This window comes from Lysinibacillus sp. FSL L8-0126 (genome assembly GCF_038630385.1).
GTDB classification, from domain to species: Bacteria; Bacillota; Bacilli; order Bacillales_A; family Planococcaceae; genus Lysinibacillus; species Lysinibacillus fusiformis_D.
This window is the reverse complement of sequence record NZ_CP152028.1, coordinates 2506772-2521055: the sequence shown is the minus strand read 5'-3', so window position 1 is coordinate 2521055 and position 14284 is coordinate 2506772. Positions and strand designations below refer to the sequence as shown.

General features: G+C 36.7%; 12 protein-coding genes and 1 riboswitch. Of the genes, 1 reads left to right on the top strand and 11 read right to left on the bottom strand.

All coding sequences use genetic code 11. The features are described 5' to 3' along the window. Positions 1-9: 9 nt before the first annotated feature. Positions 10-795, bottom strand: coding sequence for a Fe-S cluster assembly ATPase SufC (gene sufC / locus MHI34_RS12285; RefSeq protein WP_089934132.1), 786 nt, complete (start codon positions 793-795; stop codon positions 10-12). A 520-nt stretch (positions 796-1315) separates the two neighbouring features. Between sufC and MHI34_RS12280 the strand changes: the two genes are divergently transcribed. Continuing rightward, on the top strand, positions 1316-2218 hold the full coding sequence (locus MHI34_RS12280) for a LysR family transcriptional regulator (protein ID WP_036119678.1): 903 nt from the start codon (positions 1316-1318) through the stop codon (positions 2216-2218). Positions 2219-2726: 508 nt separating this feature from the next. Here the strand turns inward: MHI34_RS12280 and MHI34_RS12275 are convergent. The 10 genes from MHI34_RS12275 to MHI34_RS12230 all read right to left on the bottom strand — a co-directional run bounded on the left by MHI34_RS12275 (position 2727) and on the right by MHI34_RS12230 (position 14222). Next, on the bottom strand, positions 2727-3773 hold the full coding sequence (locus MHI34_RS12275; protein WP_342504466.1) for a glycosyl hydrolase family 18 protein: 1047 nt from the start codon (positions 3771-3773) through the stop codon (positions 2727-2729). Positions 3774-3795: 22 nt separating this feature from the next. Then, positions 3796-5547: a polysaccharide deacetylase family protein gene (locus MHI34_RS12270; RefSeq protein WP_342503495.1), complete on the bottom strand. Its 1752-nt coding sequence runs from the start codon at positions 5545-5547 to the stop codon at positions 3796-3798. Continuing rightward, positions 5544-7415, bottom strand: a complete 1872-nt coding sequence (locus tag MHI34_RS12265) for a glycosyltransferase (RefSeq protein ID WP_342503494.1) — start codon at positions 7413-7415, stop codon at positions 5544-5546. The genes MHI34_RS12270 and MHI34_RS12265 overlap by 4 nt, the downstream gene beginning before the upstream one ends. Beyond that, on the bottom strand, positions 7412-8842 hold the full coding sequence (locus MHI34_RS12260) for a polysaccharide deacetylase family protein (protein ID WP_330493982.1): 1431 nt from the start codon (positions 8840-8842) through the stop codon (positions 7412-7414). The genes MHI34_RS12265 and MHI34_RS12260 overlap by 4 nt, the downstream gene beginning before the upstream one ends. Before the next feature lie 16 nt (positions 8843-8858). Beyond that, positions 8859-10184 carry a nucleotide sugar dehydrogenase gene (locus tag MHI34_RS12255; RefSeq protein WP_342503493.1) on the bottom strand — a complete coding sequence of 442 codons (1326 nt, stop codon included), beginning with the start codon at positions 10182-10184 and terminating at the stop codon, positions 8859-8861. A 521-nt stretch (positions 10185-10705) separates the two neighbouring features. Then, the gene (locus MHI34_RS12250; RefSeq protein ID WP_036119645.1) at positions 10706-11554 is read right to left on the bottom strand and encodes a MetQ/NlpA family ABC transporter substrate-binding protein; all 849 of its coding nucleotides are present in this window, start codon (positions 11552-11554) and stop codon (positions 10706-10708) included. Between the two features lie 70 nt (positions 11555-11624). Next, positions 11625-12293, bottom strand: coding sequence for a methionine ABC transporter permease (locus MHI34_RS12245; RefSeq protein ID WP_036119643.1), 669 nt, complete (start codon positions 12291-12293; stop codon positions 11625-11627). Then, positions 12283-13311, bottom strand: a complete 1029-nt coding sequence (locus MHI34_RS12240; protein WP_036119655.1) for a methionine ABC transporter ATP-binding protein — start codon at positions 13309-13311, stop codon at positions 12283-12285. Before MHI34_RS12240 ends, MHI34_RS12245 begins: the two co-directional genes overlap by 11 nt. Positions 13312-13394: 83 nt before the next feature. Continuing rightward, a riboswitch (SAM riboswitch) is annotated at positions 13395-13498 on the bottom strand. A 56-nt stretch (positions 13499-13554) separates the two neighbouring features. After that, on the bottom strand, positions 13555-13866 hold the full coding sequence (locus tag MHI34_RS12235) for a thioredoxin family protein (protein ID WP_036119641.1): 312 nt from the start codon (positions 13864-13866) through the stop codon (positions 13555-13557). Positions 13867-13880: 14 nt separating this feature from the next. Then, on the bottom strand, positions 13881-14222 hold the full coding sequence (locus tag MHI34_RS12230) for a TOPRIM domain-containing protein (protein ID WP_036119638.1): 342 nt from the start codon (positions 14220-14222) through the stop codon (positions 13881-13883). Positions 14223-14284 lie beyond the last annotated feature (62 nt).

The window sequence follows — 14284 nt, the reverse complement described above, 5'->3', positions numbered from 1 at the left end:
TCCTCCTTCTTATGCTTCTTGTTCTTCTGCTTCTTCTTCGATACCTAATTCTTTTTTAATCCAATCATAGCCTTCTGCTTCTAAGCGTTGTGCAAGCTCTGCACCACCAGATTTTACAACACGTCCTTGCATCATTACGTGTACATGATCTGGAGTAATGTAGTTTAATAGACGTTGATAGTGTGTGATCATTAAGCAGCCAAAGCCTTCACCGCGCATTGCGTTAATGCCTTTTGATACTACTTTTAATGCATCAATATCAAGTCCAGAGTCAATTTCGTCTAAAATTGCAAATGTTGGTTTAATCATCATTAATTGAAGAATCTCATTACGTTTTTTCTCACCGCCAGAGAAACCTTCATTTAAATAACGTTGAGCCATATCTTCATGCATTTCTAGGAAATCCATATTTTTATCTAATTCACGAATAAATTTCATTAATGAAATTTCATCGCCTTCTTCACGACGTGCATTAATCGCCGAACGTAAGAAATCAGCATTTGTTACACCAGCAATTTCTGATGGATATTGCATTGCTAGGAATAAACCAGCTTGAGCACGCTCGTCCACTTCCATTTCAAGTACATCTTCGCCATCAAGCTCTACAGTACCTGAAGTGACTTCATATTTAGGATGACCCATAATTGCAGAAGCTAGTGTCGATTTACCAGTTCCGTTTGGTCCCATGATTGCGTGAATTTCATTTGTATTAATTGTAAGATTTACGCCTTTTAAAATCTCTTTCCCGTCGATCGCAACGTGAAGATCTTTAATAACTAAAGTTGACATGAAAATACCTCCATAGTGTTCAGTGAATGGGTCAACCATTCCTTAATTATTATCATTCTAATCTTAACTGAAAATCGTTCTCTATGCAAACCATTTCAATTACTTTCCCATTTCTCAAATAAAATATTGAAAAACAAAGGATTTATAAGCATTTTCAGATTATTACTAGTTCAGCTAGACAATGAGAATAGACTTTCTTCATTTTCAATGAAATATCCCTAATTGAGAATAGATTTCATCTAGCTACATAGTGAAAACCCCTTGGAAAGTGTTAATTGTAGCGGTTTTATGACAAATTTGCATAAACAACCATAACTATACTATAACCTATTTCATTAAAATGGAATCAATTAAAAACAAGATATTTTAAGCAAAGTTTCTTCTAGACTTCAATAACCAAATCCATCTCGCAAGATAACATAATATTCTAATTATTATTTTGACATTTACAATCATTTTTCATCTTAAATAATATATAATTAAGGTAAAATCAATCTTATTTTTAGATTAATAGAGGTGAATGTTTGTGGAGTTACGTCAATTACGCTATTTTGTAGAGGTTGCTGAACGGGAGCATATTTCAGAGGCCGCGGAGCATCTCCATGTAGCCCAATCTGCCATCAGTCGGCAAATCGCAAACCTTGAAGATGAATTAGGCACGCCGTTGTTCGAGCGCGTTGGTCGAAATGTGAAATTAACTCCCATTGGGAAAACATTTCTTGAGCATACCATTACAGCCTTAAAGGCCATTGATTTTGCGGCAAAGCAAGTAGAAGAATATTTGGATCCTGCCAAAGGTTCTATTAAAATTGGCTTTCCAACAAGTTTGGCTAGCTATGTTCTGCCTACTGTTATATCCGCCTTTAAACGAGAATATCCCGATTTACAATTCCAACTACGTCAAGGATCTTATCGATTTTTAATTGATGCGGTCAAAAACCGGGAGTTAAACCTAGCCTTTTTGGGACCATTACCCCCTAAGGACGAATCCATTCAGTCCACAATTCTGTTCACTGAGAACATCGCCGCACTACTACCCGCTAATCACCCATTAGCTAAAAGGGAAAGTATTCAGCTAGCAGAGTTGAAAAACGATTTATTTGTCTTATTTCCAGATGGCTATATATTACATAAAGTAGCTATGGATGCTTGCCGTGCTGCAGGCTTCTTACCAAATGTTATTTCAGAAGGTGAGGATTTGGATGCACTGAAAGGTTTAGTAGCTGCTGGTATAGGTGTTAGTCTATTACCTGAAAGCTCCTTATATGATTCAGCCGCTCGATTTACCGTCAAGGTTCCAATTGAATCACCCACAATACCTAGAACTGTTGGCATTATCTCACCCGTAAATCGAGAAATCGCACCATCTGAAGCAATCTTTTTAGATTTTGTGAAACATTTCTTTTCTCGTCTTTCCCAATTCCAATAAAAAGGCGATGTCAATAGCAGAGAAAGACTTTTTGACAAGGCGAGAGGTTGATTTCCGTTCCGCCAGCATCCTTTCCAAGGGGCATCCGATGAGCCGCTTCACTCACCGCGTTCGCTCCAGGTCTCCGCTGTGACGCTAATCCCTAGGAGTGACGCTGGCTCTACTCTAATCAACCATACTGCATTTTGTCTTTCTTACTAACTTAAGGAACATAGCCTATTATTAGAAAAAGGATAGGCTATTATTTTCAATGTGAAGAAGTATTGGTCCCAACAGCCATCGATTAAATGAGTAATGAACACCATCATTTTATTTGTGCAACCTTTATCACTTTGCAGATGAGAGTGGCAGACTACTTGACTCCCGTAGGATAGCGTGACAGGGGGCAACTGCTTTTATTCTGCACAACAGCGGCAAGCAAGTTTCCTAAAACGAAAAGCCCTTTTCACCTTTCACTTTCAATACTATGAAAAAAATCGCCTGAAAAGGCGATTTTTTTGCATGAATGCTATTCAATTGATTGCTCACTGATCCATTGTAAAGTTCTTGCACCTAAGCCTCCAGCACGCCATAGCACCACGTCATGATAGCTTCTTTTTTGTATATAGTTTACCCATTTTTCAAGTGTTTCTTGATCTGCATACCAAACCTCATGACTGACATTGTCATCATCTACATACGTAAAATAAACGGCCCCACTCCCCTTATCACGCTGCTTCACTGCATTCGCTTCAGCTAATAGTTGTTCAGCCTCAAGCTCTGTTAAAGCAACAATTTGACCTTCGGCTACCCAATCAAAGCCTCCTGTAGCAAAGGCAATCGCTAAATCCTGATTGGACTTCTTCACTTTTCTCACTAAATCATTGAGAAAAGAGTAAGTGGCCTTCGCACCTGGACCACTATGATAGCCATGAACATTATAGGCCATGACAGTATAGATTGGTCCATTTGGCAATTTCATATTAAATGGAAAACTTGGCTCTAGAACGACATGTAATGTCACATCCTTTTTTGAAAGAGCTTTGTACAGCTCTTTTAAAAAAAGAATGTAGTTTCGAAGGTCTTTCTGTGCTACCTTTTCATAATCAATCTCAATGCCACTCACTTGGTATTGATCGACTACTTGCAAAATATTATTGATATGCTTTTGCCTCGCAGAAGAATCCTGCACGAGTCTATGCAAAAGCGTACTGTCCTTTTGAACAGAAGGGGCATTATCTGTTACATAATCATTGATAAGCGTTAGGATTACAGGATGGGAATCATTAAATTGTTGCTGCGTTTGTTGTAGCATGTCAATCGCATTTTCAGTTAATAATAGTTCATCTTTGCTATTAAAATAAGCACCGAAAACCCGTATATCTTGTAATCCATCTAGAGAATTTTTCACATCCTCCATCGCAGATTTATTTTGCCATTCTGGTAACCAGATGGACAATCGAAGCTTCTCCTTGTCCTTTATTCCTACCTTTGCTTCAGCTGGTGGCTCTTTACTATTACTACAAGCAGTGATAAATAGTAGTGCTATACATATAAACAATACAAAGTTCTTCACTTGAATCAAATTTCACCCCGATTTAGAAGGTATCAATAAAGAAATCCACAACATGATTAAACATGGTGATGGTTTTATGCTTCACCTTCTCAAAATTCGTATATTGGTTCGTAAATATGGTTTGATCTTTACTGTCTGTAATTAATATATCCTCTATCAATGTATCGTAAATATCATCTGCATACTGTTCATGTGAAGTATCCTTTTTACTGTACAATGCACCAAATCCAATTTGTGACCCTTGTAACAATGGATTTATTTGAACGGTCTCGGATAATACATTATCAACATCTATTTCTATTTTATCCTTATTCACGGTAATGTTAAATACTCTTTTTTTCGTTAAGTTTCTTGGGTATTCTTTGTCATTAATCCGTGACCCATTTTGTGTATCTTGATAGGAATAAACGGTCGCTTTGTTAAAGGCATATTCCTCTTCATTCCATTTTATTTCATTTAACTGAAAATGCTGCTTTTCAACAATTCCTGCTCCTGGTAATTTTTCGCTAATCACAATCTCATTATCTACTAATGCAACTCGCAAATAGCTATTCGTTTTTTCATCGTAATTAATATAGAAGGCTTGCTGACCCACAACATTTCCCTTAAAAGTAAAATGCGCCTGATAGTTTTCGGGTAAGGCTTCCTTAAAGAGAATTCTCCCTTCACTTGATGGTGCTGATGTTAACGTAACTTCATTGTTTTCAAATTCAGCAGCACCGTTCATTACATCCCACTTCTGTGCTAATGAAAGATCCCCTATTTTGAATTCAACATTTTGTTTACTAGCTTGACGGATTTTCATCATGACATGATTGGTTGACCAATAGGGGGAGACTTGCAAGCGATTTAAATTATACAAATCTGCCTCTCGATCATTATAGGCACCTAACTCTAAATTGAAGTGCATACGAAACTTGTCTTTAATTTCCTTATCATTGACATGCTGAACAAGTGGGTCCATATTGTTATACAGTGAGTTGGCATGCATAATTGCATAGGCTTTCGGCACTTCGCCAAACTCCTGTTGATAGATTTCCTCCATCAATGTGTAATCCTTGCGAATGCGTTTTTCCATCTCTAATCGTGTTTCACTTGGAATCATATATTGATTTCGAATAAAGTCCATTAAATAGTGGTTATAGTATTCTATCGTTGTTTTATTTGGTACATTATTTTCATCAATCACACCAAGAGACTGTCCCTTATCATTAAAAATATTAATATAGGTTAGCCTATATCCATTAGATCCTAGCTCCCAATAACCGCTTCGTTCCATTAGCTTTAAATCTTTAGGCTTTAAAAATTTATTGTCTCGCGTATCCATTTTATTAGCATACGTAAACATCGTCGCCTTATAATTTAATTTTTCCATAATATTTTGAGCAAAAATACTGGAGTCTGTTCGTCCATCCTCAAACGATAAATACAATGCTTTTTCTGGCAATGGTTTATCTTTTTGATAAAAATCTAAAATATCCTGTTGCGTAATGGTTTGATAACCTTGCTTTTCTAGCAATGTTAATTGTTCTTCTAAATTCTTTTTGGACACATATTTAGGTGAATCATTTCTACTCACACCGAAATAGGAAAGGGCAATAAAGCCCTCTTTATTGTTTAATGGTACCGTTTCAGCTGTTCGTTTCTCTGTTAAAAATACAGCTTTTATTAAAATAACAGCTAACAAAACTACAATGATTAATTGCACGATTGAACGGATGATTTTTCGACGATTTTTTTTTGCTGGCTGGAGTTCTATATTTCTCTCATTCATTCCTTCTCACCCATTTTTCTAATTTTTAACATCGAAAATCGGGATTTTCGTAATTTTTGCTTTTCCATTTTCTTTTCTTTCGCGAGAATGTCCTGAGGTGTCTCCCTTGTCCCCCATGTAGATTTCCAAAACGTCACCCAAGCAACTGGCATCTGCCAAAGCAAAATAAATTCATAATAGAGAACAAAGATAAAGCCAAATCCCCATAATTTACTTTTTCTAAAGAATAAATGAGCCAAACTCATTAGCATGGCCATTAGTAGTAAGCCAATTAAAAAAGTGGTTGGAAAAATACCATACATCAGTGGTACATAAATTAAGTTATAAACAACGACAATTGGTGCAGCAATCGGCACAATTAAACCAATAATGAAGAAAAGGAACATAAACGGTTCTTTTTTCCACATAAATAAAAATGCTCGTAATGATTCTCTTAGCCAAGAGCGTTTCCATCTCATTTGCTGTGATAAAAAAACTTTTGTGTCAGAGGGTACGATCGTTGAGCAAATGGCATTGTCCTGATAACCTGTTCGATGCGTTTTCAAAATATAGTTAGTCATACTGCGATCATCACCAAATGTCGCTGGCTGACCAAGAAATTTTTGATTGAGCCAGGCCTTTTCATTTTTTAAAATAAGCTCTTTTCGATAACATGCTAATGGCCCAGATAAGCAAGTAACCGTATCAAACCATGATTCAGCCGCTTTCATAATGCGGAAGGCGATATAATAACGGACCGTTTGTAATTTCGTTAGAGCATTCGTAAATTTATTTTCAACCTCAGTTCGGCCAGCTACACCGCCCATTTTAGGATCTTGAAATGGCTGTACTAAATTGCGGATTGCATGTGGCTCTAAAAAGCTATCTGAATCCACAAAAACAACTAAATCATGCTTTGCTTGATGAACACCAGCTACTAACGCTTCCCGTTTCCCTCCATTTTGTGGCAGCTTATAAAACTGTAAGCGATCATTTGTCCTAAAACGCTGGCCCTCTTGATGAATAAGGTCAATCATGTCCTTTGCCTTTTCTTCCGTACGATCTGTTGAACAATCATCCACAACAATGACTTCTAATTTATCTACTGGATAATATTGATTGATACAGCTTGAAATTGTGCGATGAATCCATTCTTCCTCATTAAACACGGGGATAATAATCGATACACCTGGTTCAAACTTCGGATTGATTGGTACATTCTTATAGAAAATACCAAATATATATCTACTTAGTAGAAACGTAGCCGCAATAATACTATATAAATATAAAAATTTATTAAACCTAAAGTAAATCACACTTTCGGCTCGCATTAACATGACAATAAGTGATACAACCAATAAAAATAAACTGGCCATAAAAATAGAAATGCCCCAACGTTTTTTTGTCATATATTCATTCAAAGGCTGTAAAAATTCACAGGCAACGTAATACTGGATTTGTCCATCTACCTCTTTCGTAAAAAAACGTTTAACCTTAGCCTTTAACTTTACTTTAGCTTCATAGCCCTCAGGCATCGCTCCACCTGGTATTGTAAAATTCATTGTTAAAATTTCATCGATGAGTAAATGATGGGGCTGATTCGTGTAAACAAGGATACCTGTTACTGAAATATCCTCCGCATAGTATTTGTCTGAACTCACTTGACGTCGTGCTCGTTTAATTTGCACCTCAAAATGAGTTTCATAGCGTAAGCTTAGTTGTTGGAGTCGATAAATTTCATTCACATCGGCAGGATCAATTTCATCTTTCTGGTAGGATGCGCCACGCCGATTGACAAGGCTCCGTACATTTTCGGGATCAGGAATATTTGATAAAATCCGACGATCAGAGCGTGGTATGGTTAAAACCTCTTTTTTCGTTTTCATCATTCATTCACATCCCTATTTGAATCTTCTTCAATCCAAGTCGACATTTTACTAAAGCTGTAACCATCTTGTTGCAGCTTTTCAATGATGAGTGGCAGTGCTTCCACCGTATTAGTTCCATCTAAAATGTGCATGACAATGACCTTTCCTGGCCCGACCCTAGACATCACTCGATCATAAATGTCTTGTGCTGTATACTCTAAATTCCAATCAAAAGAAGCTATATCATACATAGCAATCGTTTTAATGCCCGCAGCAGTGATGATTTTGGCTGTTCGCTCATCCATTATGCCTTGTGCTGGTCTAAAATAGAGTAGAGGTGGCTCTTGTAGCGCATAGGTCAAAGCCCTATGTGCTTTTACTAAATCATCCTGTAAATCTTCGGGTGTCATTTTCGTAACATCTAGATGGTAATAGGAATGACTGGCTACCTCATGACCTTCCTCTACAATCATCTTTGCTAATTGTGGATTTTTCTCCACGCCACTACCGATTAAGAAAAAGGTGCTTTTGATTTCATATTTACGTAAAATATCCAACACTTCTTTTACTCTTTTTTCATGTGCCCAGTCATCAAAAGTAATCGCAATCTCCTTTTTAGTCGTCTCTTTCCGATAATATAAATTCGGCTTGACCTGCTCATAATTTAAATTGGGGCTAACAGCATCATAACCAGCTATCTCTTCTACAGACTTTGTTAAATAGCGCTCATCTAATAAATCACTTAAAGTAGTAAAGGTATACTCCCGTTCATTCGCTAATTGGGCTAATAAAGGAATGGCATCCATAATAGCAGGGTTAATGTATGTGTTGAGATGAATAATAGAGCCCCTATCAATATATTGGCCGATATAGTCGATCAATTCCTGAGCACTTTGCATTTTTCGATCAAGTGGATTAATAGATAATCCAATAACGGCCTTCATATTTAGTGCTGCTGCTGCTAAGCGCATATTATCGGTAACATCACCTGAGCGACTGCGAACAAATTGTGGTGTATAACCTAAATGCTCTTTAAAAATTTGATTGGTTAAAACGATTTCTTCATACGTTTGGTCATAATCTAAAGTTGATACATCTGGAAATGTCAATGTACCATTTTGCACCTCATGTCCCCTTTTTAATATTTCTTTAACAAGCTCTGGCTCCTGAGCAACACGCATCCCCTCTAGAAAAAAGGTTGCTTTCATATTCGATTCATCTAATTTTGTCAGTAGTAACTCCATCGTTTCATTATCTGCGAAGCCATTAAATGTTAAGGCAACCTTTGGCACAACTATATTGGCATGACTGATTAAGTCACTCATAGTACCATCAGATTTTTTGACGTCTATGGTAGAATCAACTGGGTGAATCGTTTCTTTAGGAGCAGATTGACAGCCTGCTAACAACAGTAGAATGAGCAGACCACATAGTTTAAGTTGTTTCATTTCCCATGAATTCTCCTTATAATTTGTAATAATTTTTATTTTTAAACAGAAAATGGGTATTTCGTGTATCAAAAATTAAAGAAGCCTGTTGGTCAATTAAAGAGTAATCAATATCCGAATGATTCGTTAAAATTAATACTGCATCTGCCTGTTGGATTATTTCTACTGTTAGTAGGTCCGTCTTGACAAGAGCTTGCTCTACAGAAAAGGTTTCAATAAAAGGATCGATAATCTTTAACTGACACTGATTCTCTAGTAGTTGTTGAATAACACGAAGTGCTGGAGATTCACGTGAATCATTTATATTGGGCTTATAAGTAACGCCAATGACAACAATGTTTGCCTTACACAGCTCTTTACTTTGTAGACGTAAGTAGTTTTCTAATCTGTTCACAACAAAATGGGGCATGGAATCATTGACTTTATCTGCCGCTTCAATTAGCGTTGCTGAGATTCCGTGTTGTTGTCCTGCCCACAATAAGTATTTAGGATCGACTGGAATACAATGCCCTCCTACTCCTGGTCCAGGTGTAAATGGCATAAAACCATATGGCTTTGTAGAAGCTGCATGAATGACTTCCCAAATATCGATATCCATTTTGTAGCAAATCTGACTTAACTCGTTGACAAGGGCAATATTAATTTGACGAAATGTATTTTCCAGCAATTTCTCCATCTCAGCCACTCTTGGGCTTGAAACAGGACAAACATTGGTATGAATGACTGTTTCATAAAAGATCTTTGATACTTCTAAGCATGCTGCAGTTATTCCACCAACCACTTTAGGCGTATTTGATACGGAAAAGTTGATATTTCCTGGATCCACACGTTCTGGTGAATAGGCTAAAAATAAATTTTGACCAATCACAAAACCATAGTTTTCTAAAATAGGCTGGACAATTTCTTCTGTTGTCCCAGGATACGTTGTGCTTTCAAGAATAACTAACCCATTCGTCTTGATATATTGTCCGATGGTATGTGTTGCTTCTTTTATATATGAAATATCGGGAGTTCCTTCTGCAGTAGTAGGTGTAGGCACACAAATCATAACGACATCCACTTGTGAAAGCTTAGAAAAATCATTCGTTGGCTCAAATTGATTACTCTTTATCATTTGCTGTATATTTTCTTTAGGTAGATCAGCGATATAACTATGACCATTTTGTAACTGCATGATTTTATCTTGGTTTTTATCAAAGCCTATTACCTGAAACCCACTTTGAACCATTTCCACTGCAAATGGTAACCCTACATAGCCAAGTCCAATAACCCCAATTGTAGCTTTTTTTGTGTGGATTTTTTTTGATAAAGCTTTGCTTAATGATGTCGTTTCAATTGTCATAAAAAATTACTCCTTTATCTAATCTAGTAGTCCATTGTCATCGTTCTTTTCGTTACAGCTTCGTTTGACCATAGTTATTCATGGCAAGCATTCTGCAAAGTAATTTGTCACTTCTCATCATCGTACTGTACAGACTCCTTTCATCGCTACATACTTACGTATGATTTTTCTAGTCAAAATAGATTAAAAAAATAAATTTAACTCAAAAAAACTTCATCAACATTTATATAGTACTAATTATAACTAAACAATTTCTAAACAATCATAAAATATACTCATAAACACCTACATTTTATGTAATTTAATAATATTTGTGCAATAATGTTCATCCTATTTAACAAATAATTTCAGAATTACTTTCTAACTCTAAAAAAATCAACACTAAATTATGTTAATTATTGGTAAATCAACATTTTTTAATAATTGCAATAAAAATAACCCCCTCAAGTACCATTAATAAGCGATACTTGAGGGGGCTAATAAAAAAGTAAGTGAGTTAGATCACTCACTTACCCTTTGAATTATTGTACTGGTACTACTGCACCTTTCCATTCTTCTAAAATGAAGTCTTGGATTTCTTTAGAAGTTAATACTTCTAATAATTTTTTAATTTCTGGTCTTGTTTCGTCGCCTGCACGTACTGCGATGATATTCACATACGGAGATTCTTTGTCTTCAAGAGAAATAGCATCTTCGATTGGATTTAAACCATTATCGATCGCAAAGTTAGAGTTGATAAGTACTGCATCGCCCTCATCATTTTCATACATTTGTACAAGCATTTCTGGTGCAGTATTCGCATCAAATTTAAAGTTTTTAGGATTTTCTTCAATATCCTTTATTTCTGCTGCCGTTTTATCAATACCTTCTTTTAATTTAATTAAGCCTTTAGCTTCCAGTAATGATAGCATACGACCGTGGTCTGATACTGAGTTAGAAAGTAAGATTGTTGCGCCTTCAGGCAGATCTTCTAAAGTTTTATATTTTTTTGAGTAAATACCGATTGGTTCAATATGAACGCCACCAGCATTCACGAAATCATAGCCATTATCTTTAATTTGTAACTCCAAGTATGGAATATGTTGGAAATAGTTTGCATCAAGTGTTTTTGAATCTAGATCTTGGTTTGGAAGAACATAATCTGTATAAGTTTCAATTTCAAGGTCGATGCCTTCTTTAGCTAAAATTGGTTTTGCTTTATCTAGGATGACTGCGTGTGGTGTATTAGAAGCACCTACTTTTAATGTTACATTGTCTTTACTATCTGTTTGATCAGATGCTGAATTGGCATCTTCCTTTTTATCTGTACCACAAGCTGCTAATGCTAGTACAAGTATAGATAAAAATAATCCTGCTAATAACTTTTTCATTTATGACACTCCCTTTTATTTGTTTCAAATATGTTAGCGGTTAGAACCGGAATAACCTCTTTTAGTCTTACTAACGTTTATCGATCTTCACCGTTATGAGATCACCAATCCATTGAATGATAAATACAACTACTAAGATCAGAATAGTTGCCATTAATGTTACATCTTGGCGGTTTCGTTGGAAGCCGTCTAGGAAAGCTAAGTTACCAAGACCACCTGCACCGATAATCCCTGCCATTGCAGTATAACCAACGAGGGCAACAGCCGTTACAGTAATCCCTGAAATTAGTGCTGGTAAAGATTCAGGGATCAGTACTTTCCAAATAATTGTGGATGTTTTTGCCCCCATTGAACGGGCTGCTTCAATGACACCTTTATCTATTTCACGTAACGCAATCAATACCATACGAGCGTAGAACGGGGCTGCACCAATAATTAGAGCAGGTAATGCCGCATTTGCTCCCCGAATCGTACCAAGTAAGAATTTCGTAAATGGAATTAATAAAATAATTAACACGATAAATGGGATGGAGCGGAAAATATTAACGATTGAACCCGTTAAAAAGTTAACCATTTTATTAGCCCATAGCTGATTAGGGCTTGTTAAAAATAGAACGATCCCAATGACTAACCCAAGAATAAATGTGACAACTGTAGAAATTGCCGTCATGTACAATGTTTCATACATAGCTTGCCACATATTTTCCCAGTCTACGTTTGGAAAAAGATTAGTTAGCATTTGCGATCACCTCCGTTTGTACTTCGACTGTATTTAAATAACGAAGGGCTTCAGCCACATTTGTTTTCGAGCCATCAATTTGCACAATCAGTGTACCGTATGCACCGTTTTTCGTTTGCGAAATATTACCATGAACAATGCTTACTTCTACATCAAATTGTTTCACAAGATGTGAGATAACCGGCTGCTCGGTCTTTTCACCAACAAAAATCAGTTTGACAAGTTGTCCAGTTGGATAATTTGTTTTGATTTGTGCCACCGTATCCTGTGTTTCCTTTGTATCCGTAATCTGAGATACGAATTTTTTAGTAATAGCCGCTTGTGGTGCTTGGAAAACTTGCAATACCTCACCACGTTCCACTATTTCGCCTGCCTCCATGACCGCTACACGATGACAAATTTTGCGGATGACATGCATTTCATGGGTAATCAAAACGATTGTTAAGCCTAAACGTTCATTGATATCAACGAGTAAATCAAGAATGGCATCCGTCGTTTCAGGATCGAGTGCGGAAGTCGCCTCATCACATAGTAAAACCTCTGGATTATTCGCTAATGCACGGGCAATCCCTACACGCTGCTTTTGTCCACCAGAAAGCTGGGATGGATATGCCCTGTCACGTCCCTCTAGACCAACAAGTGCAATTAATTCCTTTACTCGTGCTTCACGTTGAGCCTTTGAAACACCTGCTATTTCTAGAGGAAATGCAATATTTTCGGCAACTGTTCTAGACCAAAGTAAATTGAAATGTTGGAAAATCATACTTACCTTTTGTCTAGCTGCTCTAAGCTTTTGCCCTTTAATCGATGAAAATTCTTGACTGTTCACCGTTACTGTTCCTGTTGTCGGTTTCTCTAAACCGTTTAATAAACGAATCATGGTACTCTTACCAGCGCCACTATAGCCGATAATGCCAAAAATTTCACCTTTATTGATGGTAAGGTTGACGTCTTTGACTGCCGTTAATTCGCCATTTGCTGTTTTGTACTTCTTCGTAATATTTTGAAGCTGGATCATAGCGAATACTCCTTTTCTCATATAGAAAACCCCTTCACTCACAGACAAGTAGAAGGGGTCACGTATAATAACGTTAAACCGTTCTCTCATCTTTCAAAGAAAAATCTTTGAGTGATTTGGCACCTTTTCACTTTGTGATGGTTGCCGGGCTTCATAGGGCACTTCCCTCCGCCACTCTTTATAAGAGTTCGATATATTTAATGTTTTAGTAATATATTTGATACTTTACCACGCTAGTAAAGTTCAGTCAATTGATTTTTTTAACAATTCGTATAAAAATGGTACGGATTGAAAAGCATAAATCTTATCTGTCACTTTTCCGCCATCACTAACAAGTAAACACGGAACACTTTCAATTTGATGCTCAACAGCAACATGCTCTAAAAAATTTATATTCGCTTTACCTATTGGTAGCTGTGGCAGTAATTGTTCAATAATGGCCATCATTTTAGATGCCACTGCACACGTTCCACACATCGGTGTATATAAATAAAATGCAGCTTTCTGTCCCGACTGTTTAGCCGTTTCCCACTGCTCTTTTGACCATTCTTCCATTTCCTCACGCAACCTTACAAAATATATTCATTATGGATTGAAAAATGTGCACGCAGTAATATCATCGCTAACACTTTTCTTGGTGTCGTCTCTACTTCCTTATAGGTTGGCATTGTACGTAAATGCTCTGCCTCTGGATAATGTCTGTCCATTAATGCACGCAGCTTATCGCCTGAAGTATCTGCATCAAAAAAAGTAAATAGCTCACAGCTCTCATAGGGATCGAGCAGCTCTTCTAATTGATGCACACCAATTGTACCATTCGTACATAGTATTGTAACATTCTCATTTAAAATTGGCTCAATTTGTAGCTTATCTGAGCGTCCTTCTACTATTAAGCATTTTCCCTCGAACATTACGCCACCTCCATTTAGACATACCCACTTATAAGTCATTATATAACAAAAAACGCCGGTAG